At 59.9% G+C, this 22392-nt stretch carries 17 protein-coding genes; 4 read left to right on the top strand and 13 right to left on the bottom strand.

Features of this window, described 5'->3' with window-relative positions; all coding sequences use genetic code 11:
* Positions 1 to 301 precede the first annotated feature (301 nt).
* Complete coding sequence (rne, locus tag AR456_RS07610) at positions 302 to 3646, top strand: ribonuclease E (protein ID WP_056932994.1); 3345 nt, start codon at positions 302 to 304, stop codon at positions 3644 to 3646.
* Positions 3647 to 3761: 115 nt separating this feature from the next.
* Here rne and murB read toward each other — a convergent pair whose 3' ends face one another.
* The 7 genes from murB to AR456_RS07575 all read right to left on the bottom strand — a co-directional run bounded on the left by murB (position 3762) and on the right by AR456_RS07575 (position 11485).
* Positions 3762 to 4781, bottom strand: coding sequence for a UDP-N-acetylmuramate dehydrogenase (gene murB / locus AR456_RS07605; protein WP_021820787.1), 1020 nt, complete (start codon positions 4779 to 4781; stop codon positions 3762 to 3764).
* Positions 4778 to 5248, bottom strand: a complete 471-nt coding sequence (locus tag AR456_RS07600) for a low molecular weight protein-tyrosine-phosphatase (protein ID WP_021820786.1) — start codon at positions 5246 to 5248, stop codon at positions 4778 to 4780. Before AR456_RS07600 ends, murB begins: the two co-directional genes overlap by 4 nt.
* 3 nt (positions 5249 to 5251) lie before the next feature.
* Positions 5252 to 6031 carry a 3-deoxy-manno-octulosonate cytidylyltransferase gene (gene kdsB, locus AR456_RS07595; protein ID WP_021820785.1) on the bottom strand — a complete coding sequence of 260 codons (780 nt, stop codon included), beginning with the start codon at positions 6029 to 6031 and terminating at the stop codon, positions 5252 to 5254.
* Entirely contained in the window at positions 6028 to 6246 is a 219-nt protein-coding gene (locus tag AR456_RS07590) for a Trm112 family protein (RefSeq protein WP_021820784.1), read from the bottom strand. The genes kdsB and AR456_RS07590 overlap by 4 nt, the downstream gene beginning before the upstream one ends.
* A complete protein-coding gene (lpxK, locus tag AR456_RS07585; protein WP_021820783.1) occupies positions 6239 to 7279 on the bottom strand; it encodes a tetraacyldisaccharide 4'-kinase in 1041 nt (346 codons plus the stop codon). Before lpxK ends, AR456_RS07590 begins: the two co-directional genes overlap by 8 nt.
* The gene (gene msbA / locus AR456_RS07580; RefSeq protein ID WP_021820782.1) at positions 7279 to 9015 is read right to left on the bottom strand and encodes a lipid A export permease/ATP-binding protein MsbA; all 1737 of its coding nucleotides are present in this window, start codon (positions 9013 to 9015) and stop codon (positions 7279 to 7281) included. The genes lpxK and msbA overlap by 1 nt, the downstream gene beginning before the upstream one ends.
* A gap of 124 nt (positions 9016 to 9139) precedes the next feature.
* A complete protein-coding gene (locus tag AR456_RS07575; protein WP_021820781.1) occupies positions 9140 to 11485 on the bottom strand; it encodes a DNA internalization-related competence protein ComEC/Rec2 in 2346 nt (781 codons plus the stop codon).
* Positions 11486 to 11672: 187 nt separating this feature from the next.
* On the opposite strand from AR456_RS07575, the gene AR456_RS07570 reads away from it, so the two are divergent.
* Positions 11673 to 12209, top strand: a complete 537-nt coding sequence (locus tag AR456_RS07570; protein WP_031208726.1) for a DUF2062 domain-containing protein — start codon at positions 11673 to 11675, stop codon at positions 12207 to 12209.
* A 222-nt stretch (positions 12210 to 12431) separates the two neighbouring features.
* Here the strand turns inward: AR456_RS07570 and AR456_RS07565 are convergent, their stop codons facing one another.
* The gene (locus AR456_RS07565; protein WP_021820779.1) at positions 12432 to 13142 is read right to left on the bottom strand and encodes an ABC transporter ATP-binding protein; all 711 of its coding nucleotides are present in this window, start codon (positions 13140 to 13142) and stop codon (positions 12432 to 12434) included.
* A complete protein-coding gene (locus AR456_RS07560; protein WP_021820778.1) occupies positions 13135 to 14376 on the bottom strand; it encodes a lipoprotein-releasing ABC transporter permease subunit in 1242 nt (413 codons plus the stop codon). Before AR456_RS07560 ends, AR456_RS07565 begins: the two co-directional genes overlap by 8 nt.
* A gap of 220 nt (positions 14377 to 14596) precedes the next feature.
* On the opposite strand from AR456_RS07560, the gene AR456_RS07555 reads away from it, so the two are divergent.
* Positions 14597 to 15661, top strand: a complete 1065-nt coding sequence (locus AR456_RS07555) for an agmatine deiminase family protein (RefSeq protein ID WP_021820777.1) — start codon at positions 14597 to 14599, stop codon at positions 15659 to 15661.
* On the top strand, positions 15658 to 16560 hold the full coding sequence (locus tag AR456_RS07550) for a carbon-nitrogen hydrolase (RefSeq protein ID WP_021820776.1): 903 nt from the start codon (positions 15658 to 15660) through the stop codon (positions 16558 to 16560). Before AR456_RS07555 ends, AR456_RS07550 begins: the two co-directional genes overlap by 4 nt.
* Before the next feature lie 145 nt (positions 16561 to 16705).
* Here the strand turns inward: AR456_RS07550 and AR456_RS07545 are convergent, their stop codons facing one another.
* The 4 genes from AR456_RS07545 to AR456_RS21455 all read right to left on the bottom strand — a co-directional run bounded on the left by AR456_RS07545 (position 16706) and on the right by AR456_RS21455 (position 22375).
* On the bottom strand, positions 16706 to 17653 hold the full coding sequence (locus AR456_RS07545) for a Nudix family hydrolase (RefSeq protein ID WP_035588803.1): 948 nt from the start codon (positions 17651 to 17653) through the stop codon (positions 16706 to 16708).
* A 248-nt stretch (positions 17654 to 17901) separates the two neighbouring features.
* Positions 17902 to 19119 carry a bifunctional glutamate N-acetyltransferase/amino-acid acetyltransferase ArgJ gene (argJ, locus tag AR456_RS07540; protein ID WP_021820774.1) on the bottom strand — a complete coding sequence of 406 codons (1218 nt, stop codon included), beginning with the start codon at positions 19117 to 19119 and terminating at the stop codon, positions 17902 to 17904.
* Between the two features lie 114 nt (positions 19120 to 19233).
* Positions 19234 to 21957, bottom strand: coding sequence for a preprotein translocase subunit SecA (gene secA / locus AR456_RS07535; RefSeq protein ID WP_021820773.1), 2724 nt, complete (start codon positions 21955 to 21957; stop codon positions 19234 to 19236).
* A gap of 70 nt (positions 21958 to 22027) precedes the next feature.
* Positions 22028 to 22375, bottom strand: coding sequence for a hypothetical protein (locus AR456_RS21455; protein ID WP_021820772.1), 348 nt, complete (start codon positions 22373 to 22375; stop codon positions 22028 to 22030).
* Positions 22376 to 22392 lie beyond the last annotated feature (17 nt).

Here is a 22392-nt window from a genome sequence, read left to right as displayed (position 1 = left end):
TTTCTGGCGAGTCTAGCGACGGGATACGTACAACACCGTGCCGGAAGCCGGCGTCGGTGAATCGATGAATGCCAGGTGTTGGCGGTGATGGCAGGACCGGATGGGCGCAGTTCCCACCGAGACATGTCCTCCCTCCGCCCCGTACTCAACATGATCATGTCGAGCCGCGTAATGAACGATATCGCGACTCGGCCGGGCGCAGCTTCCGCGACATGCGCTGAGCACAAGCACGCAGCACCCAGCGGTTCGCCTTCGTCGATGCCTGTGGGCGCTCTCCGGCGCGTCCATATTGCGAGACAACATGAAACGGATGCTCATCAACGCGACCCAGCCGGAAGAGCTGCGCGTCGCACTGGTAGATGGACAACGCCTTTACGATCTGGACATCGAATCCGGTGCCCGGGAACAGAAGAAAGCCAATATCTATCGCGGCAAGATTACTCGCGTAGAGCCCTCCCTCGAAGCTGCCTTCGTCGATTTCGGCGCCGAACGTCACGGTTTCCTGCCGCTCAAGGAAGTGGCCCGCGAATATTTTCTCAAGGAAACTTCAGGCCGCCCCAGCATCAAGGAAGTCCTCAAGGAAGGCCAGGAAGTCATTGTCCAGGTCGACAAGGAAGAGCGTGGCAACAAAGGCGCCGCACTGACGACCTTCATCAGTCTGGCAGGCCGCTTTCTCGTCCTGATGCCCAACAATGCTCGTGCCGGTGGCATCTCTCGTCGTATTGAAGGCGAAGAACGCAGTCAGCTCAAGGAAGCCATGGGCCAACTGACCGTGCCGGACAAGATGGGCCTGATCGTCCGCACTGCCGGCATCGGTCGCAGCCCTGAAGAGCTGCAGTGGGATCTCGACTACCTGGTACAGGTCTGGGAATCGATCACTGAGGAGGCGGCCAAGCACCCTGCCCCTTTCCTGATCTATCGCGAATCCAATGTCATCATTCGCGCAATGCGCGATTACCTTCGCCAGGACATCGGCGAAGTCTTGATTGATAGCCCGGAGGTCCACCAGGAAGCACTGGCCTTCATTCGCCAGGTGATGCCGTCCTATCAGCAGAAGATCAAACTGTATTCTGACGAGGTGCCGCTGTTCTCGCGCTACCAGATCGAGTCCCAGATCGAGACGGCTTACGAGCGTGAAGTCAAACTGCCTTCGGGCGGCTCCATTGTCATCGATCATACGGAAGCCCTGGTCTCCATCGATATCAACTCAGCCCGCGCCACGCGTGGCAGTGACATCGAAGAGACTGCGCTGCAGACAAACCTCGAGGCGGCCGACGAGATTGCCCGCCAATTGCGCCTGCGTGATATCGGTGGCCTGGTGGTGATCGACTTCATCGACATGGGCCCGGCACGCAACCAGCGCGAAGTTGAAAACCGTGCACGCGACGCCCTCAAGCTCGACCGCGCCCGTGTCCAGATCGGACGCATCTCACGCTTCGGCCTGATGGAAATGTCGCGCCAACGTCTGCGCCCTTCTCTCGGCGAAACCAGTGGTGCCGTCTGCCCTCGCTGTGACGGACAAGGTACCATTCGTGACGTGCGTTCACTGTCACTGTCGGTACTGCGCCTGATCGAGGAAGAAGCGATGAAGGAGCGTAGCGCTCAGATTCGCGCCATCCTTCCAGTGCCGGTAGCCACCTACCTGCTCAATGAGAAGCGCACTATCCTCGCCGACGTGGAGCGCCGTCAGGGTGTGCGCGTAGTGGTACTGCCCAATCCCGAAATGGATACGCCGCACTACGACGTTCAGCGTCTGCGTGACGACCATGTCGACGACGAAGGCACCGCACACACCTCCAGCTTCGAGCTGTCCATGGACACCGAAGTCGGCAAGGAGCCCGAGGCCTCATTCGGCAAGCCCATCCAGCGCGCAGAAGCCGCTGTCAAAAGCGTGGTTCACAATGAACCGGCGCCTGCCTCACTGCAGAAAGAGCCGGCTCCCGTGGCGGCTCGAGCCTCTTCTGCGCCCCGAGCCACTGCCTCCGCTGCCTCCGCCTCCCCCCAGACTACGCCCGAGCTGCAGAATGCCGGCCTGTTTGGTCGTCTGGTAAAAGGCTTTGCTCGCTTCCTCGGTGGCGAGGAACAGGAACAGGCCAACGACAACACCAGCCAGCAGCAGCCCTCACAGCGCTCGACCAAAGACCGTTCCACATCCACGGAGCGTCCCAGCGAACGTAGCAGCAATCAGTCCAGCGATGGCCGTCAGCGCAATCGTCGCAACAATCAGCGTAATGACCGGTCCCGTCAACAGGATAACCGCAGCAACACCCAGTCCAGCGAGGCTCGCCAGGAAGACCGTCAACAGGATCGTCGCCCGTCTCAGGATCGTCGCCAACAGGACAATCGTGGCAAGTCGAGCCAGGACACTGGCGCGTCTTCTGCACAGGACGCCAACGATAATCGCGGCAATCGCTCGCGCCGTGGCGGTAACCAGCAGGATAAGGACTCTCGTAGTCAAGACACTCGCCATCAAGACAGCCGCGGTCAGGACAAGGATTCACGTAGTCAGGACAACCGCGGCCAGGACAAGGATTCACGCAGTCAGGATAGTCGCAACCAGGACAGCCGCAAGAGCGCTGAGAGCCGGAACGACAACCGTCGCACCGACAGCCCGGCCAGCGAAACTGCAGATAATGGCAAGCCAAAGCGTACGCGCAACAACCCGCGTAACCGCACCCGCACTCATGCGGTGAAGCCGGATGCTATCGCCGAGCAGCAACGTCTGCAGGCTGAAGCAGAGCGCAAGGAAAGCGACGTCAAAGCGGAGCAGCCGAAGGTAGAGGAGAAATCCGAGGCAAAGGCCGAGCAGCCCAAGGCTCCGCAACAGGCCGATAAGCCGCAAGCCAAGGCCGACACCCAGGCGGAACAGCCGAAGGTAGCGGAAACATCCGCGGCAAAGGCCGAGCAGCCCAAGGCTCCGCAACAAGCCGATAAGCCGCAAGCCAAGGCCGATAGCCAGGCGGAACAGCCGAAGGTAGCGGAAACATCCGCGGCAAAAGCCGAGCAGCCCAAGGCTCCGCAACAAGCCGATAAGCCGCAAGCCAAGGCCGATACCCAGGCGGAACAGCCGAAGGTAGCGGAAACATCCGCGGCAAAAGCCGAACAGCCCAAGGCTCCGCAACAAGCCGACAAGCCGCAAGCCAAGGCCGATAGCCAGGCGGAGCAGCCGAAGGTAGCGGAAACATCCGCGGCAAAGGCCGAGCAGCCCGGGGCTCCGCAACAGGCCGACAAGCCGCAAGCCAAGGCCGACACCCAGGCGGAACAGCCGAAGGTAGAGGAAACATCCGCGGCAAAAGCCGAGCAGCCCAAGGCTCCGCAACAGGCCGACAAGCCGCAAGCCAAGGCCGATACCCAGACGGAACAGCCGAAGGTAGAGGAAACATCCGCGGCAAAAGCCGAGCAGCCCAAGGCTCTGCAACAGGCCGACAAGCCGCAAGCCAAGGCCGATACCCAGGTGGAGCAGCCGAAGGTAGAAGAGAAATCCGCGGCAAAAGCCGAGCAGTCGAAGACAGAGGAAGCCAGTGACCCGGGGCAAACCGCTGCCAGCACAGCCTCGCCTCGTCGTCGCCGTCGCCGCGCTCACAACGATCCGCGTGAGCAGGGTAAGCGTGAACCACAGGAAGCGCGTACCGGCGAAAGCCAGTAACACGCCCCTCCCTGAACGAGAACGCCCGCAGCCTTATGGCTGCGGGCGTTCTTGTTTCCGACAGGTGTATCTTTTCCACTGGGTCCAGCAGTTCGCCCCTGTCAGCTCACCCCGGTCAGTTCACCAGGCTACCAGCGACTCGAGGCTCTCGCTCCAATACAACGCCGAAATGCTGATCGACTCGATCAGCTACCCACGCCGCAAAGTCGAGTAGCTCCTCTGCGCTCCCCCCTCCCAGGTGCACCAGTACCAACGCCTGACGATCGTGCACGGCGAAATGCCCCTGGCGCCAGCCCTTGAGACCACACTGATCGATCAACCAACCGGCGGCCAGTTTGACAGCACCATCAGTCAGCGGGAAGTGCGGCATATTGGGGTGAGCCTCGATGAGGGAGCGGGCAAGACTCGCGTCCACGACCGGATTCTTGAAGAAACTGCCGGCATTGCCCAACTCCGCCGGATCAGGCAGTTTTTCCTGGCGCACGGCAACTACGGCGCTGGCGACATCCAGCGGCGAGGGATTGACCGGCACTCGTTGGGCAAGATCCCCATAATCGAGCCTGGGACGAGGCCGACGCGTTACTCGCAGGGTCAGCTCGGTGATCACCACTCGCCCATCCAACTCAGACTTGAAACAGCTTTCACGATAACCGAAGCCGCACTCGCCAACCGACAGGCGCTCCAGCTCACCGCTGTCGAGATCAACCAGCGTCACCCACTCCAGAACATCGGCCAGCTCGACACCGTAGGCGCCGATATTCTGCACAGGCGCCGCGCCACATTGGCCGGGGATAAGCGCCAGGTTTTCGATTCCCCACCAGCCCTGCTCGGCCATAGCCATCACCAACTGGTGCCAATTGACGCCGGCGCCGACGTGTACCAATGCATCCTCTCCACGCGTTTCCAGCCACCAGTGCGTCAAGCGTGGCCGTAGCGTGATGCCACCAAGGCGCGGCGGAAGAATCAGGTTGCTACCACCGGACAGTAGTGTCAGCCCATCGCGCCAGATACCGGAGCGCGCAAGGGCACGAACCTGGTCTCGATGGCGGGCCTCCACCACGTGCTCGGCGCGGCACGGGAGTCCAAGGGTATTCGCCGCCCCCAGGTCGACGTCAGCGTGCATCTCGAACTTCACTCACGCGCCTCCAGCTGTTGGCGCAACTCTGCCACGAGGCCATCGGCTGCACGTTCGATCATGGCATAGACACGATCAAAGCCACCCTCATAGTAAGGATCCGGTACTTCAGCTCCGGCGTCCTCGGCAAAGGCCATCAACAGGCCAACATGCGCCTCACCCCCAACCGGCCGCCGCGACTCGAGCACCGCCAGGTTGTGGTGATCCATGGCCAGCAGATAGTCGAAACGCAGAAAGTCATCGTCCTGCAGTTGTCGACCGCGTAATGCCGACAGATCGATACCGCGCTGTGCAGCCGCCTGCTGGGCACGGGTATCCGGCGCCTCACCGATATGCCAGGCCCCTGTGCCGCAGGAATCGACTTCAACCAGTCCATCCAGGCCAGCAGCCAACAACCTGGCACGCACAATGCCTTCCGCAGTAGGCGAGCGACAGATATTGCCGAGGCACACAAACAGTACCCGCATTGGTTACTCCCTATTACCTTCCTGAGCAGCAAACCAGGCCCTGACTCGCGCAAGGTCTTCTTCGGTATCCACTCCACCGGGAGGTGTAGTCTCTGCCAGCGCCACCTGGATCACATGCCCATGATAGAGCGCACGCAACTGCTCCAATTGCTCAAGCTGTTCAATCGGCGCCGGCATCCACTGACTGAAATCACGCAGGAACCCGGCACGGTAGGCATACAGCCCGATATGGCGCAACCAGGCGTCGGTGGACAATAGCTGCGGGGGCTCGCGAAAGCCGTCACGATCCCAGGGCATCGGTGCCCGCGAGAAGGTCAGCGCCCGACCGGACATCGCCCGAGTCACCTTGACCACATTGGCGTTGAACAGGGTCTCGACATCGTTGATCGGCTCGGCCAATGTCGCCACTGAAGCGCCGTCATCCTGCATCAGCCGCGCGGCAACCTGGTCAATCAGTTCCGGTGGCAACAGCGGCTCATCGCCCTGCACGTTGACCAGCACTGCGTCATCGGCAAGCGCCAGTTGCTCAACGACTTCGGCGAGTCGGTCAGTGCCGGTGGGATGATCATCACGAGTCAGGATGACTTCGGCCCCCAGCGGCTGCAGCGCCGCCTCGATGCGTGGATCATCCGTCGCGACCACCACTCTCGAGGCACTGGAACGGCGAGCCTGCTCCCAGACCCGAGCAACCATCGGCTTGCCGGCAATATCCGCCAGCGGCTTGCCAGGTAGGCGTGTCGACGCATAACGCGCCGGAATAACGACAATAAACTCCTGTTTCATGTGCCCGCCTGATCACCCGTCGCTCCGGGAGAACGCTTGAGCGTCTCCTCAACATCCATCCGCCGGGCCTCTTCAACCAGCATTACCGGAATATCGTCACGAATCGGGTAGGCCAGGCCATCAAACAGGCAACGCAATTCTGCACTTTCGCGATCATACTTGAGCTTGCCCTGACATTCGGGGCAAACCAGCATCGCCAACAGTTCCTTATCCATCGTTCGTCTCCACACAATCGGGTTTGATCGTCGCCTCGACGGGCCAGTTCGCCACCTGACGCTCCAACCAGGACACAAACTCCGCACAGGGTGCGGCCTCGACGTCCAGAGCCCAACTGTCAGGGGGCGCGATATCTCGACATTTGACCGCATCCTTGGCAGTCATGATCACTGCCATGCCCTCTTCGGCTGCCAGGTCCTCGGCAACAAAGCGATGATGGTCGGCAAAGGGCGCGGCTTGATGCTCGATGCCCATCTCATTCAGAGTGGCAAAGAATCGCTGAGGGTTGCCGATTCCCGCGACCGCCTTGACCGGCGGGGTAAACGGCAGCGGTGCAAGTGGATGCGGACCGTCATCGCCCACTACTCTCCGCCACCGGGAAGGCTCCAGCACCATGCGGAAGGCACCAGAAGAGAATTCGTGACGCGGCTCACCATTGATCACCACTGCATCCACGCTATCCAGCCTCGACAGTGGCTCGCGTAAAGGCCCTGCCGGCAGGCAGCGGCCATTACCAAAACCGCGGCCACCATCCACCACCACGATCTCCAGATCCCGCGCCAGACGATGATGCTGTAGACCATCATCAGTGATGATCACCGTACAGCCGGCCTCGATAAGGCGCTGAGCACCACGGGATCGCTCGGGATCAACCACGACCGACAGCCCAGTCTGATCCTTGAGCATACGAGGTTCATCACCACACTCCTCGACGCGGGTATCGGAGGTCACCCACAACGGGTACTCGGCATTGCCGCCATAACCACGAGACAGCAGGCCCGGTCGAAAGCCCTGCTCTGCAAGGTATCGACCCAGCCAGGCCACCAGAGGGGACTTGCCGGTACCACCGAGTGTTAGATTGCCCACCACTATCACCGGCACCGGGGCGCGCCAACGTGAGCGCCGACCGCTGACATAAGCCTGCGCCCGGCGTTCCACTTCACGGACATAGAGCGCCTCGAGCGGCCGCATCAACTTGAGCCATGAAGCTCCCTGATAAGCAGCCCGCAACCAACGCTCGGCAACGCTCATTACGCCTCCTGAAACTGCATCTGATACAGCGCAGCGTAGGCGCCTTCACGCTCCAGCAGTTGCTGGTGGGTTCCCTGCTCGACGACCCGCCCCTGCTCCATGACCAGAATTCGGTCTGCACGTTCGATGGTCGACAGACGGTGGGCGATAACCAGGGTGGTACGGCCCTTGCAGACTTCCTCGAGAGCCTTCTGAATATAACGCTCCGACTCGGTATCCAGCGCCGAGGTCGCCTCATCGAGAATCAGAATCGGCGCATCCTTGAAGATCGCCCTGGCGATGGCCATACGCTGACGCTGGCCGCCTGAAAGCATGACGCCGTTGTCACCCACCAGGGCATCATAACCGCCCGGCATGCTCTGAATGAACTCATCGGCATAGGCCGCTTTGGCCGCCGCCTCAATTGCCTCGAGATCGGTGTCGTCCTCACCGTAGGCGATGTTCTGGGCAATGGTGGCATTGAATAGCGTCACCTGTTGGGTCACCAACGCAATCTGCTGACGCAACGGCGTCAGCGCATAATCATCTATCGGCACGCCATCGATCAGAATGCGACCGGAGGTGGGATGATAGAAACGCGGCAACAGGCTGGCCAGAGTCGACTTGCCGCTGCCGGAACGCCCGACGATGGCCACCATCTCGCCAGCGCGGATATCCAGGTCGATGCCCTTGAGCACCTCCGGCTTGTCCGGAGCATAGGCAAAATGCACGTCCTCGAGCTGTACTCGGCCTTCGAGACGCTCCGGCACCACTGTGCCATTGTCAGTCTCCAGAGGCTCGTCCAGTAGTCCGAATAACTCAGAAGAGGCCGCGATCCCTTTCTGGATAATACTGTTGATTTCACTCAGCGAGCGGATCGGCTTGGCCAGTAACGAGGCAGCGGTAATGAATGCCACGAACTCCCCCGGAGTCATGTTGTCCATCAACGCCGGCGCCATCGCCAGCCAGACCAGAATCGCCAACGAAATCGCCACCAGCAACTGGATGACTGGCGTACTGGTCGCCTTGGTGAGAGCCTCCTTCATGCTCTGCTGACGGTTGACCTCACTGGCCTTGCGAAAGCGCTCCTTCTCGAAGCGCTCGGCGCCATGGGTACGCACCACTCGGTAGCCGATCAAGGCTTCTGAAGCGACGTGGGTGACATCGCCCATGGAGCGCTGAATACGCTGGGAGATGAGACGGAAGCGCCTGCTGGCATAAGCGACAACGCCACCAATCAAAGGGGTCACGGCCAGAAACAGCAGGGTCAGCGCCCAGTTGGTCCACATCAGATAGCCGAGCAGACCAATCACGAACAGACCTTCCTGAAGCACCACGGTAACTGCCTTGGTGCCAGCTCCGGTTACCTGCTCGACCTGGTAGGTCACTCGGGACACCAGATGACCGGAGGAGTGGTTGTCGAAGTAACGTCCGGGCAGGTGCAACATATGGTTGAAAACGTCACAGCGCAGCGCATGCACAAGATTCCGCGCCACATTACTCATGAAGTAACTGCCCAGGAAGGTCCCAACGCCACGCGCACCAAACATTCCAACCACAAACAGTGGCAGAAAGAATCGGAAATCGGCATCGGGGTTCTGGATACCATCAATCAGACGCTTCATCATTTCCGCCAACGCGGTGCTTGAAGCGGCGTAGATGCCGTACCCGATGACTGCTACGAGAAAGGATTTCCAGAAAGGTTTCACATAGCCTAGGAGACGCTTGTAGAGCGCCCAGCCGGAATATTCAGTCACGTTGGCTCCACTTGCGAGGGATGTCGGTTGACCACGGGTGCCACATGGTTGTTCCTCTGGCCTTGCCGCCGGAAAACGATGGTGACGCAGTCTCTTGTGCGGATGGGCCTTTCGACCACCGACGTCAGTGGCCTGATTCTACCCCATGGCAAGACCCTTCGACAGCGCCTCCGGTGGGCTGGTTACGCCGGGTATGCCACTTGATAGCCCCGGAAGCATCGACGCGCAGCCGGACCTGCCCATCCAATGCCGTGCTCAGTAGGCAGCTACCGGCCTGACGCAAGCGACGAATCACTGCGTCCGCCGGGTGCCCCACAACGTTGTAGCGTCCTGCCGATATAATCGTCAATGCCGGTGGTTTAGCCTCAATCATCGCCGCACCAGTGCTGGTGGCGCTGCCATGGTGCCCGGCCACCAGCACATCCAGCGCACCATCAATCTCGCCCATCCAGAAGCGCTCGGTACGCTTGCCGGCATCTCCGGGAATCACGATACGACGTCCGGCAACCTTCACCTCCAGCACACAGGAACCATCATTGGAGGAGAGTTTCCACTGGTCGGCGTCCGTCGGAGGCCACAGAAAACGGAAGTCGATGCCATCCCATTGCCATTCAAGACCTCGATGACAATCACTGACCAACACCCACGGTGGAAGCTCGAGAGGCTCGGTTCCTGGCCGGTACCAGCGGTCCACACGGTGATCATCAACCAGCCTTGAGACGCCCCCGGCGTGATCGAGGTCGGCATGACTGATCACCACCGCATCAAAGTGTTGAGCGGAAGGCCAGAAAGTTGACAACGGCACGAATCCAGAACGGAAGCGTGGCCCGCTATCGAACAGTAGGCGATGTCGCGACGTACGCACCTCCACCATCAGGCCCTGACCCACATCCCAGACGATCAGTTCGACCTCATCATCTGCAGGCATCGAGCTCCTGATCAGCAACCCGGCCACCAGTAACACCAGTAGGAGCATCAACCTCAAACGCCACATCAGGCCCGGCATCGCCAGCACCACCGCCATGGACAACAGCAGTAATGCCAACCATTGGTCGAGCGGGAATTGTGGATACCAGACACTTGCCATATCGGCAAACACGGTCAGCAACCACAGCAAGGCTTCAATGGCGTAGCCGGTGATCTGCCATACCACCAGCCCCACCGAAGGGATCACCACGCTCGCCAGCCAACCGAGCATTCCCAGAGGGACTATCACTAATGTCAACCAGGGAACTGCCAGCAGATTGACCAATGGTGCCAACCAGGCAACCTGACCAAAGGCCATCAGGACCAGCCCTGCCACCAGTGGCGTCAACAGCCACTGAGTGCGCACCAGCCCCAGGATAGCTCCCACAACCCCCATGCCTGGCTGACGACCATGCCAGATCACTACCAACAACATAACTGCCGCGAACGATAACCACAGACCGGGTTGCCACAGTGCCAATGGGTCAAGAATCACTACCACATCGAAGGCCAGTGCCAGCCCTTGCCACGGCGATGGAGAATGCCAACCACTGGCAACCCATAATCCCACCAGACACATGATCAACGCACGCAACGCTGGTGGCTCGGCCCCCACCAGCCATACATAGCTGCTGATCATCAAAGCGGCAAGCCACCATGGCCAGACCTGCAAGCGCCAACTGCGTGGATAAAGCAGACGTGCCAGTAGACGTGCGGCGCCCAGCATCAACACCGCGACCATACCGACGTGCAGCCCCGACACCACTGCCAGGTGAGCAGTCCCGGTGGCACGCAACAGTGCCCAGTCGTCATCGCTTAGCTGCTCTCCCGCTCCCAGGGTAAGCGCAGCCAACCAGCGCCTCGCTTGATCGTCGAGAGATAGCTGCAGGAGATAGTCCAGCAGCGCACCACGAACATCGACCGGAGCGCGTGCAAGGCGCACCGCGTTCTCACTGGCAACTACCGACCCCGTGGCCTGAATACCTCGTCGCCACAACCAGCGCTCATAGTCGAACCCCGGAACGTTGGCCATCCCGCTGACGGGACGCACCCTCACGACAAATTGCCAGCGCTCGCCCTCACGGACTTCCGCAACGTCTTTCGCTGAATACCAGGAGACACGCAGGCGAGACAAACGACGACAGTCCCGCAGCCCTTCCTGCAACGGACGACAATCTTCAACGTCAAGCGTCATGCGCTGCAGGTCCGGGAGGCCACGTTGTGAGGAGCCACGTTGTGAGGAGCCAAGGACCTCCTCGACTCGCCCCTCGACCAGTAACGGCTCGCTCACCAGCCCCTCGGGTAGGCGACCAGCAGCCACCTCAAGCAGGCTGATGAGCAACCACAATCCGGCCATGCAGCCGGCCACAAGCTCCATCCGGCGTAAGGCCAACGATGCCAGCAACAGTATGCCAAGAGCGGGCAGACCAAGCTCAGCAGCGCGAAATGCAATCCCCCCGCCCAACGCTCCCAGCGCTATGGCAAAGGTCAGTGGCAATTTCATGCACCTCTCCCTGGCGCAGTGAATCAACGTGCCTGCAGGTGACGAAATTCACCAACCCCGAGAGATACCGCACGAGTTCACGCGATATTCAGAACACCTCTCGATAGAACGTTGGTCAATGTCATTGGTAACCACCCAAGCATGTATGGATAATAGCCTCGCATCCGCAGCCGCGAGCCACCTGACCATGCCGCGTCGATTACTGCAGCGCTACTTGCCCAGGCCAGATACCCTGAAACAGCATCGTTCGCTGCGTTTCATGGCACATCTGATAGCCGACCCAGCGTTGTGGGTGCTATCGAGGCGCAGCGTCGCCAATGCCTTTGCCATTGGCCTTTTCAGCGCTCTACTGCCGATTCCCTTCCAGATGGTCATTGCCGCTTTCGCCGCGCGCGCCGTGCGCTGCAATCTACCGTTGTCCGTTGCCCTGGTGTGGATCACCAACCCCCTGACGATGCCGATCATCTACTACGCCAACTACTGCGTTGGCGCCTGGCTGCTGCAGACACATGCGCTACATGCGCCAGATCAGATTACTATCGAGTGGTTGCGGGCCCAGATCATGGAGATTCTACCCAGCCTGATACTCGGCTCGCTGGTGTCAGCAATCGCCCTGGCATTGTGTGGCTATCTGGTCATTCGCCTACTGTGGCGCTGGCAGGTGTCACGCAGCTGGCGAGCTCGAGCGCGCCGGCGCCGCGCAAGAAATGAGTGCGCCAACTAGCGGTTTGCTCCAGTACGCCCCCTTCTTCGACTCCAACGCTCTGCTCATCGACAGCAATATCGCAGCATCTCGATGCCCGACTCCTCACACCGAGTTCATGCAAGCGAGCACAGAAAGCAGAATGGCCACCCTTAGGTGGCCATTCTGCAATGCATCGGAACGCAAAGGCATCGGAACGCAAAGGCATCGGAACGCAAAGTGTCTTATCTACAGCGACTCATCTCACTCGGCGTTCAAGCGCCCATCTGTCAGGCGCATGACGCGATCCTGATGAGCGGCCAGTCCCGAGTCATGGGTAACGATGACAAACGCGCAGCGAGCACTCGCCGCCAGTTCGTCCATCAACTCGAGGATACTGGCTGCCGTGTGCTGATCGAGGTTGCCAGTCGGCTCGTCCATCAGCATCAAGCTGGGATCAGTGACCAACGCCCTGGCAATGGCAACGCGCTGACGTTCACCACCGGACAGCTCGCCCGGCTTGTGTTCGGCCCGCGGTTCCATACCGACTCGCGCCAGCAATTGGAGTGCCTGCTGTTCCGCGTCCTTCTTGCGCTGGCCACGAACGATCAACGGCAGAGCCACATTCTCCACTGCCGAGAACTCGGCAAGCAGATGATGGAACTGGTAGACGAAACCGATGTGACGGTTACGGAAGCGGCCGATATCGGCATCTCCCAACTCATGCAGCGCGGTGTTCGCCACTCGCACCTCACCTGAGCTGGGCAGATCAAGGCCGCCCAACAGGTTCAACAAGGTGGTCTTGCCGGAGCCGGAGCTACCAACCACAGCCACCCGCTCACCCGCTCTGACGCTCAGCTCCAACTGGTCAAGAACCACCAGATCCTGAGGGCCTTCGCTGTAGACACGCGACAACCCACGGCATTCCAGCATCACTTCCCCGGCCACCGGCTCATGCTTGACGAAATCACTCATAACGCAACACCTCGGCAGGCTGAACCCGGGCTGCACGCCAGGCCGGATAAAGAGTAGACAGGAAGGTCAGCACGAAAGCGGCTGAAACGATCTGGGTCACATCGCTCCAGATCAGTTGCGATGGCAGTTCGCTCACGAAGTAGACACCGGCATCAAGGAAATGGATGCCGAAGACATTCTCGACAAACATGATGATGTCGGACACCGTCAGTGCCAGCAGAATACCGAGCACCACGCCGATCAGGATCCCGATCACGCCAATCGCCAGACCCTGCACGATGAAGATACCCATGATCGAGCGCGGCGTGGCGCCGATGGTCCGTAGTATGGCGATATCCGCACGCTTGTCGGTCACCACCATGACCAGAGTCGAGACGATATTGAACGCGGCGACTGCGACAATCACCGTGAGCAACAGCGCGATCATGCGCTTCTCCATCTGGATTGCCTGGAAGAGGTTGCCGCGGGTATAGGTCCAGTCATAACCCCGATAGCCCTGCCCCAGCGAATCGACGATCTCGCGAGTCACACTACCGGACAGAAAGAGGTCATCAAGTTCAAGACGCAAGCCGCCAATATCATCGCCCAGGCGCGCAAGGGTCTGCATGTCGCCGATGTTGGCATAGGCGAGATTGGCATCGAGATCCGCACCTACACTGAAGATGCCACTGACTGTGAAGCGCTTGAGACGCGGGAAGACACCCGCTGGCGTAATCGAGGCTTCAGGCACCAGCAGCGTAACGCTATCCCCCACACCCACACCGAGGTTCTGGGCAAGAATGGACCCCAGCACGATATGCCAGGAGCCCGCAGTAAGCTCCTCGAGCGTACCTTGCTGCATATGCTCATCGACAATCGACACCTTGCTTTCCCACTCGGGATTGATGCCGTTGACCATCGCCCCATGGTTGCGCCCGGCCACCGAGAACATGCCTTGCTGCTGGATATAGGGCGCGGCGCCGATGACATGCGGATGCTGCTCGACTTCCTCTGCCAGTGACTCCCAGTCACTCATGCCACCAGCCTGCTCGATCTGTACGTGGGGCACCATGCCCAGCACACGTTCGCGCAGTTCCCGGTCAAAGCCGTTCATCACCGATAGCACGAGTATCAGCACCGCAACGCCCAGGGTCAGGCCCAGCATCGAGGTCAGCGAGATGAAGGAGATAAAATGATTACGTCGTTTGGCGCGCACATAGCGCAGCCCGATCAGAAATGGCAGTCGATCAAGCATGGACTCTTTCCTTGTCGGCGGGCGGTCATGGTAAAGTTTTTTTGCGCTGACTTCATCGCCGGGAAGCAGTATTTGCGAGATCGTTGCACCTTTCCCGTTCCCGACCCTCTCTCTGGCCAAACGCAATCCCCATCACAGGGCTATCCAAGAGGATCACATCTGCGCCTGGCCGTGCGAAAATGGTTCACCTGGTTCGTATCCCTTGTCCATCGAGATCGTCATGCACCGATTACTTCCCGAGTGGCACCCTCAGGACGCCATTCAACTGACCTGGCCACGCCCCGATGGGGATTGGGCCCACATGCTCGATGCCATCGAGCAGATGCTTGAGCAGATCGCGCTGATCACCGGCCGCTATCAGGCCGTGATCATTGGCTTTCCGGACGCTGATACTCTGGAGCGCGTCACCAGACGGCTGTACATGCGCGGCATGCCCTCCGAGCGGCTGCATGGCACAGTCATCAGCAGTGACGATACCTGGGCGCGCGACCACGGGCCGCTGGCGACCCAGCAAGGTGACCAGCTCCGCCTGCATGACTTCGTATTCACCGGCTGGGGTAGCAAGTTTCCTGCTGAGCGAGACAACACCATCAGCCGCCAACTCGAAGATATCGGTATCATGGCCTGCCCACTCGAAGGTCACGACCTGATTCTTGAAGGCGGCGCGCTGGAAACCGATGGACTGGGCACACTGTTGACCACCGAGGCCTGCCTGCTCAACCCCAACCGCAATGCGCAATTGAGTCGCGCCGAGGTCGAGCAACAACTTCACGACCGTCTGGGGATCGAGCGGGTGCTGTGGCTGCGTCATGGCCACCTGGAAGGCGACGACACCGATAGCCACATCGATACCCTCGCACGCTTCTGCAGCCCGGATACCATCGCCTACGTGCGCTGTGACGACCCCACTGATGCCCATTACGCGGAACTGCAAGCCATGGAGCGGGAGCTTGAAGCACTGACCCAGGCCGACGGCTCACCCTATCGCCTGATCGCCCTTCCCTGGCCCGGAGCCTGTACGGATGCCGACGATGGACACCGCTTGCCAGCGACCTACGCCAATTTCCTGATCATCAATGGCGCAGTACTGGTCCCGATCTACGGTGACCGCAAGGACCGTGACGCTCTGAACGCATTAGCTGAAGCCTTCCCCCGACACGACATCCTGGCGGTGGATGCCAGCGCCGCCATTCGCCAGCATGGCAGCCTGCACTGCCTCACCATGCAATGGCCTCGCGGCAGCCTGACGCCATCGATCTCAACGCATCAAGGAGCACTCTCATGACCCGACAGCTCAAGGTTGGCCTGGTGCAACAACCTGCCTGGCCGGACAAGCAACGCAGCCTCGCCGAAAGCGAAGCGGGTATCCGCGAGCTTGCGGGCAATGGAGCCAGGCTCGTCATGCTCCAGGAGCTGCACGCTACGCACTACTTCTGCCAGTACGAAGATACCGAGCTGTTCGATCTTGCCGAGCCACTCGACGGCCCGACCGGAACCAGGCTCAGCGAATTGGCCGCCGAGCTCGATATCGTGCTGATGGGCTCGCTGTTTGAACGCCGTACCGCAGGAATCTACCACAACACCGCGGTTGTCTATGACGGCAAGCGTGGCCTCGTCGGCCACTATCGCAAGATGCACATTCCGGATGATCCTGGCTTCTACGAGAAGTTCTACTTCACGCCTGGCGACCATGATGCCGAGCGTCGACAGGGCTTTACCCCTATAGAGACCTCGGTAGGCCGACTCGGCGTGCTGGTATGCTGGGACCAGTGGTACCCAGAGGCCGCCCGCCTGATGGCACTGGCCGGAGCCGAGATCCTGCTCTATCCGACGGCCATCGGCTGGTGCCCGCCGGATGACGACAGCGAAAAGCAACGCCAGAAGGATGCCTGGACGATTATCCAGCGCAGCCATGGCGTAGCCAATGGCATACCGGTGATGGTCGCCAACCGTGTTGGGCACGAGGCTGACCTCTCCAACATCAGCCCCGGTATCGACTTCTGGGGCGGCAGCTTCGTCTGCGGTCCACAGGGAGAAATACTGGCGCAGGCCGGCACCGAAGCCGAGCGACTATTGGTGACACTGGACCTGGATCATGGTGAGGATGTGCGGCGCATCTGGCCTTATCTGCGCGACCGCCGGATTGACGCCTATGGCGAGCTGACGCGTCGCTTCCGCGATTAAGCCTTGTCTGAAAAGTGGCTGCGCGCCTTCAGACGGCGCTGAAGAATCGGCTTGAAGCTCTGTACGAGGCGAAAGCCAGCAGGGCGACGAGTCATCGACTCGTCGCCCTGCTGAACAGCCTTGCCAGAATATCTCCCGCGACGGTTTACTGCCAGAAATCGCGAATCGAGGCAATTCCCTGGGCACCGACTGCACGTGCATGGCTGGCATCGTGACGGGTCATGCCGCCGAGAGCGTAGACCGGCATTCCTGCACGCTCAACCAACTGCTGGAAGTCGTGCCAACCGATCGGCGGTACTTCCGGATGGGAGGGCGTGGTGCGCAGTGGTGACAGCGTCACGAAATCACAGCCGATACGTGCGGCCTGATCGAGCTGCGCCTTGTCGTGAGTTGAAGCGGAAAGCCACTTGTCTTCACTGATCGGACGACGCTCGAGAGTCATCAGGCGCGCACTGGTAAGGTGCACTCCATCAGCCTCGACCCGCTCGAGCAGCTCCGGCTCGGAATTGAGAACCAGGCGAGCACCATACTTACGGCAAAGCTCCAACGCACGCCTGGCGCGTGCAACATACGCATCATCATCAAGCTGTTTGGCACGCAATTGAACAAGACGAATACCGTCTTCCTTCAACGCGCGCTCGAGCCGACTGTCGAAGAGCGCTTCGTCGCTTTCCTCATCAGTAATCAGATACTCCGAGGGCAGCTTCACTGCACGCAGGATCGGCAGGTTTGCCGCCGGGAACGGATAGCTGAACAGCTCATCCATAGGCACCCAACGCACCGCCTGACCTTCACGTCCGAAGGGCTCGCCAAGGAAGTCCTTGACCTGCCACACATCCAACAGGATGTGCTTGTCCGGATATTCGTGATGAATGCGGATCAGTGGTTGAGCGCGCCGAATCTCGATGCCCAGCTCCTCGTGCAACTCGCGCTTGAGTGCTTCGAGGCCAGTCTCGTAAGGCGCCAACTTGCCGCCCGGAAACTCCCATAGACCGCCCTGATCGACATTCGACGGACGCCGCGCCAACAGGACATCCTTACCATCGGCGCTGATGATGGCGGCCGCCGCCACATGCACCCTTCTTTTCACCATAGTGTTCATTCAACAATACCAGCCTGGAGTCGCGGAGCTATCCCGCGTAGTTCTCTGTCAAGGGAGCCTTTTCGGAATCGGCCTGTTCGGAATCGACACAGGATACCGACACCGGCGCCAGGTTTCATCCCACTATAATCTCTGAAGCTCGTAATCTCTGAAGCTCGTAATCTCTGAAGCCGAGCCAAAAGCCTTCGAGCCAGCCAAAGGGCTTCTGGAGATAATATGAACAGAGTCTGACACGTCAATCAGCTACGATAATCAGCATTGATCGATACATAGTCATGCGACAGGTCCGACGTCCATATCATCGCCCCTGCATCACCTCTTCCGAGATCAATACGGATAACGATCTCTTCACGGGCCATAACCGCGCTACCGGCTTCCTCGGTATAGCCGGCCGCGCGCCCGCCGTTCTCGACCAGACGCACCTCACCCAGATCAATGACCACGCGATCCACATCGAAGTCTTCGACCCTTGCACGGCCGACTGCGGCAAGAATCCGCCCCCAATTGGCATCACTGGCATAGAGTGCGGTCTTGACCAGTGGCGAATGCGCCACGGTAAAGGCGACCTCACGGGCTTCGTCCTCGCTATTGGCCCCCTGAACATCGAGAGTGACGAACTTGGTAGCACCTTCGCCATCACGAATGATCGACTGAGCCAACTCCACCAGCACCTCATCCAGCGCTTCGCGGAAAGCAGCGAGATCATCAGCAGCCGTCAATGACACGCCGCTACCGGTTGCCATCAGCATGCAGGCATCGTTGGTGGAAGTATCACTATCGACAGTGATGCTATTGAACGACTTACGCACCCCTTGCTGGAGCATCTTCTCCAGGGCGCTCTGCGTGATACCCGCGTCCGTTGCAACGAAACCCAGCATGGTTGCCATATTGGGGCAGATCATGCCCGAGCCCTTGGCGATGCCATTGATCGTCACCGTACCTCCCGCCAACTCCAGTTGGCGGCTCACACCCTTGGCGCGAGTGTCGGTAGTGAGGATGCCCTCTGCGGCCAGTTGCCAGGCCTGCTGATCATCCCCCATGGACTCCAGTGCCTCGGGCAGCCCAGCCAACAGGCGCTCCATCGGCAACGGCTCACCAATGACACCGGTGGAAAAAGGCAGCACGGCCTCGGTCGTAACATCTGTCAGCTTCGCCAGTTCAGCACAGGTATCATGCGCATCGCGCATCCCCACCTCGCCGGTACCAGCATTGGCGTTGCCGGTGTTGATGACCAGGTAACGCACACCATTGCCTTCGCCCAGGTGGCGCTTCGCCACATGAACGGGCGCGGCGCAGAATGCATTGCGAGTGAAGGTTCCGGCCACACTGGCGCCCTCGACCACCTCGATCACCACCAGGTCGCGACGGCCCGGCTTCTTGATCGCTGCCATCGCGGTACCCAGGCGCACCCCTTCAATACGCGGCATGAACGGAAAGTTACTCTCACCCACAGCCATCTGTTGTCTCCTTCACTGGGCACAACCCCGAGTCTGGGCCCGGGGTTGTGGATAGGGTGTCTGACAGTTGTCAGGGGTAGGTTACGCCACCTTGCTATGCGATAAGTTATGCGATTAGTTCAACTGACCGCAGCACTGCTTGTATTTCTTGCCCGAGCCACATGGACACGGATCGTTACGCCCGACCTTGGGCGCATCACGGCGTACCGGCTTCGTGTCGACAGCTTCACTGGCCTGGCGCTCCTCGCCCTCGGCCAGTTCCGGCTCATCATGACGACTGGCGGCCTGGGCGGATTCACGTTCCAGTGCTTCGCGGCGCTGACGCTCAAGAGCATCAACCTCTTCAGGTGCGCGCACCTGAACGTGACTGAGAATACGCGTCACGTCGGACTTGATGTTGGTCAACAGATTCTGGAACAGCTCGAACGACTCGCGCTTGTATTCCTGCTTGGGATTCTTCTGCGCGTAGCCGCGCAGGTGGATACCGCGACGCAGGTGATCCATGGACTGCAGGTGTTCCTTCCAACGCGTATCGAGTACCTGGAGCATGACCTGCTTCTCGAAGCGGCGCATCAACTCCTGGCCAGCAATTGCCACCTTGGCCTCATACGCCTGTCGATGCTGGGTCTGCAGGCGCTCACGGAGCTGCTCCTCGTGGAAATGGTCATCTTCCTCGGACCACTGCACCACCGGCGCCTCGAGGTTGAATTCGCTCTTGAGGTGGCTCTCGAGCCCCGAGAGATCCCACTGCTCAGGCAAACTCTGCGGCGGCACGAACTCACTGATGCCCTGATCGAGCACCTCCTCACGGATCCCCATGACATTCTCGGAGACATCCGAGGCGGCGAGAATCTCGTTGCGCTGCTCATAGATGACTGAGCGCTGATCATTTGCCACATCGTCATATTCGAGCAACTGCTTGCGAATATCGAAGTTGCGACCCTCGACCTTTTTCTGAGCACGCTCGACAGCGTTGGAGACCATCTTATGCTCAATTGCCTCACCACGCTCGAGACCCAACGCCTGCATCAGGCGCTGCACACGATCCGAGCCAAACAGGCGCATGAGGCTGTCCTCGAGGGACAGGAAGAAACGCGTCGAGCCCGGATCCCCCTGACGGCCAGCGCGGCCGCGCAGCTGGTTATCGATACGACGAGACTCATGGCGCTCGGAACCAACCACATGCAGACCACCCGCCGCGAGCACGGCCTCATGCCGCTGCTGCCATGCCGCCTTCAGCTCAGCGATCTGCTGCTCATTCGGTGACTCGAGCTTCGCCACCTCCGCTTCCCAGTTGCCGCCGAGTACGATATCGGTACCACGACCGGCCATGTTGGTGGCAATGGTGACTGAACCTGGGCGCCCCGCCTGGGCGATAATGTCCGCTTCACGCTGGTGCTGCTTGGCATTGAGCACGTCGAACTTTATTCCTGACGTTTTCATCAGCGCGGCGATGTACTCGGAGGTCTCGATCGACGCAGTACCCACCAGCACAGGCCGCCCTGCTTCGACCTGCGCCTTGACGTCCTCGATGATCGCCTCGTACTTCTCCTCGGCGCTGAGGTACACGAGGTCATTCATATCCTTGCGCACCAACGGGCGATTGGTGGGAATGACGATGACATCGAGGCCATAGATCTGACGGAATTCGAAGGCTTCGGTATCCGCCGTACCGGTCATGCCGGACAGCTTCTCGTACAGGCGGAAGTACTTCTGGAAGGTGGTCGAAGCCAGCGTCTGACTCTCACGCTGCACGGTCACCCCTTCCTTGGCCTCGACGGCCTGGTGCAGCCCCTCGGACCAACGACGCCCCGGCATGGTACGCCCAGTGTGTTCATCAACAATCACCACCTGATCATCGCTGATGATATAGTCCACGTCGACGTGATAGAGGTGACGAGCGCGTAGTGCCGACTGCATATGTTGTAGCAGATTGAGGTTCTGTGCTGCATACAGAGAGTCTTCTGCGCCAAGCAGACCCTCTTCACGCATCAACTCCTCAACCTGGTGATGACCACTCTCGGTCAGCTCGACCTGCTTCTGCTTTTCGTCGAGCAGGAAATGTCCACTTTCCGGATCTTCTTCGTCGGTGCACTTGTCGAGCTTCAGTGCCAGACGATCGATGACCTTGTACAGCTCAGTATTCTCGTCCACCGCGCCGGAAATGATCAGCGGCGTACGCGCTTCATCAATGAGAATGGAGTCAACTTCATCGATGACGGCGAAGTACAGGTCGCGCTGTACCTTCTCCTCCAGCGAGAACACCATGTTGTCGCGCAGATAGTCGAAGCCATACTCATTGTTGGTGCCGTAGGTAATATCACAGGCATAGGCATCGCGCTTATCGGCCGGAGGCTGACCGGAGTAGATGATACCGACGGTAAGACCGAGAAATTCATACAGCGGGCGCATCCAGTTGGCATCACGACGCGCCAGATAGTCGTTGACGGTCACAACGTGCACGCCACGACCTGGTAGAGCATTGAGATAGACCGCCAGGGTTCCGACCAGCGTCTTGCCCTCACCTGTCTTCATCTCGGCAATTCTGCCGCGGTGAAGCGTCATGCCGCCCACCATCTGCACATCGAAGTGGCGCATCCCCATGACACGCCTGCTGGCTTCACGCACCGTAGCAAAGGCTTCCGGCATGATCGCATCCAGACTCTCACCTGCGGCAAGACGCTCACGAAGCTCCGCCGTGCGGGCCTTGAGTGCTGCGTCGTCGAGCTCTTCCAGTTGAGATTCCAGGACATTGATGGCGCGCACCTGACGCGTCATGCGTTTGACCTCACGGTCATTCTTGGAGCCGACTACCTTGCGTAACAACGAGTTGATCATATTGGGTCCATCATTGACGTAAAGATCCGCGGAAGCACGTATCCACGTGTCTCCGTTGCTGGCATCGAGATTACGCTGGTGATGGGGGCCCCCGACGCGAAACGACATCGAGTGCTGCAACGGCGCGCAGCACGGGGGAAAGAACCGCTGGAGCGGTTGCGGGATGTCGCAAGGCGGTGATGGCCGGGTGACTGGTCAGCTGTCGGCGGCATGCCTTGAGCACGGTACGTGCGCGAATCATCGCCGGCGCCATGATACAGATCTGCACCAGGCGTTGAGTCGCACGCGGGGATTCTGCCTGAATCAGGCCTGCCGGCAGCAGACAACCAACCAACAGACCAGCAAGCCACCAACGCGTGTTGACACGACGCGGGCGGCAATCGGTGTGATACGGGTTGTCAGAATGGGCAGCAGACATGCTGTTGAGCAACTCCC

The sequence above is a fragment of the Halomonas huangheensis genome (assembly GCF_001431725.1).
In the GTDB taxonomy this organism is placed as follows: Bacteria; Pseudomonadota; Gammaproteobacteria; order Pseudomonadales; family Halomonadaceae; genus Halomonas; species Halomonas huangheensis.
Note: the sequence above shows the minus strand (reverse complement) of the source record. Positions and strands in the feature narration are given on the sequence as shown.

Coding starts and splice junctions, on each gene's coding strand:
- AR456_RS07560 (WP_021820778.1), bottom strand. CDS start 14,376: ATGCTTGATCGACTGCCATTTCTGATCGGGCTGCGCTATGTGCGCGCC.
- AR456_RS07550 (WP_021820776.1), top strand. CDS start 15,658: ATGACCCGACAGCTCAAGGTTGGCCTGGTGCAACAACCTGCCTGGCCG.
- secA (WP_021820773.1), bottom strand. CDS start 21,957: ATGATCAACTCGTTGTTACGCAAGGTAGTCGGCTCCAAGAATGACCGT.
- kdsB (WP_021820785.1), bottom strand. CDS start 6,031: ATGAAACAGGAGTTTATTGTCGTTATTCCGGCGCGTTATGCGTCGACA.
- AR456_RS07570 (WP_031208726.1), top strand. CDS start 11,673: ATGCCGCGTCGATTACTGCAGCGCTACTTGCCCAGGCCAGATACCCTG.
- AR456_RS07600 (WP_021820786.1), bottom strand. CDS start 5,248: ATGCGGGTACTGTTTGTGTGCCTCGGCAATATCTGTCGCTCGCCTACT.
- AR456_RS07575 (WP_021820781.1), bottom strand. CDS start 11,485: ATGAAATTGCCACTGACCTTTGCCATAGCGCTGGGAGCGTTGGGCGGG.
- lpxK (WP_021820783.1), bottom strand. CDS start 7,279: ATGAGCGTTGCCGAGCGTTGGTTGCGGGCTGCTTATCAGGGAGCTTCA.
- rne (WP_056932994.1), top strand. CDS start 302: ATGAAACGGATGCTCATCAACGCGACCCAGCCGGAAGAGCTGCGCGTC.
- AR456_RS21455 (WP_021820772.1), bottom strand. CDS start 22,375: ATGTCTGCTGCCCATTCTGACAACCCGTATCACACCGATTGCCGCCCG.
- AR456_RS07545 (WP_035588803.1), bottom strand. CDS start 17,653: ATGGTGAAAAGAAGGGTGCATGTGGCGGCGGCCGCCATCATCAGCGCC.
- AR456_RS07590 (WP_021820784.1), bottom strand. CDS start 6,246: ATGGATAAGGAACTGTTGGCGATGCTGGTTTGCCCCGAATGTCAGGGC.
- AR456_RS07555 (WP_021820777.1), top strand. CDS start 14,597: ATGCACCGATTACTTCCCGAGTGGCACCCTCAGGACGCCATTCAACTG.
- argJ (WP_021820774.1), bottom strand. CDS start 19,119: ATGGCTGTGGGTGAGAGTAACTTTCCGTTCATGCCGCGTATTGAAGGG.
- AR456_RS07565 (WP_021820779.1), bottom strand. CDS start 13,142: ATGAGTGATTTCGTCAAGCATGAGCCGGTGGCCGGGGAAGTGATGCTG.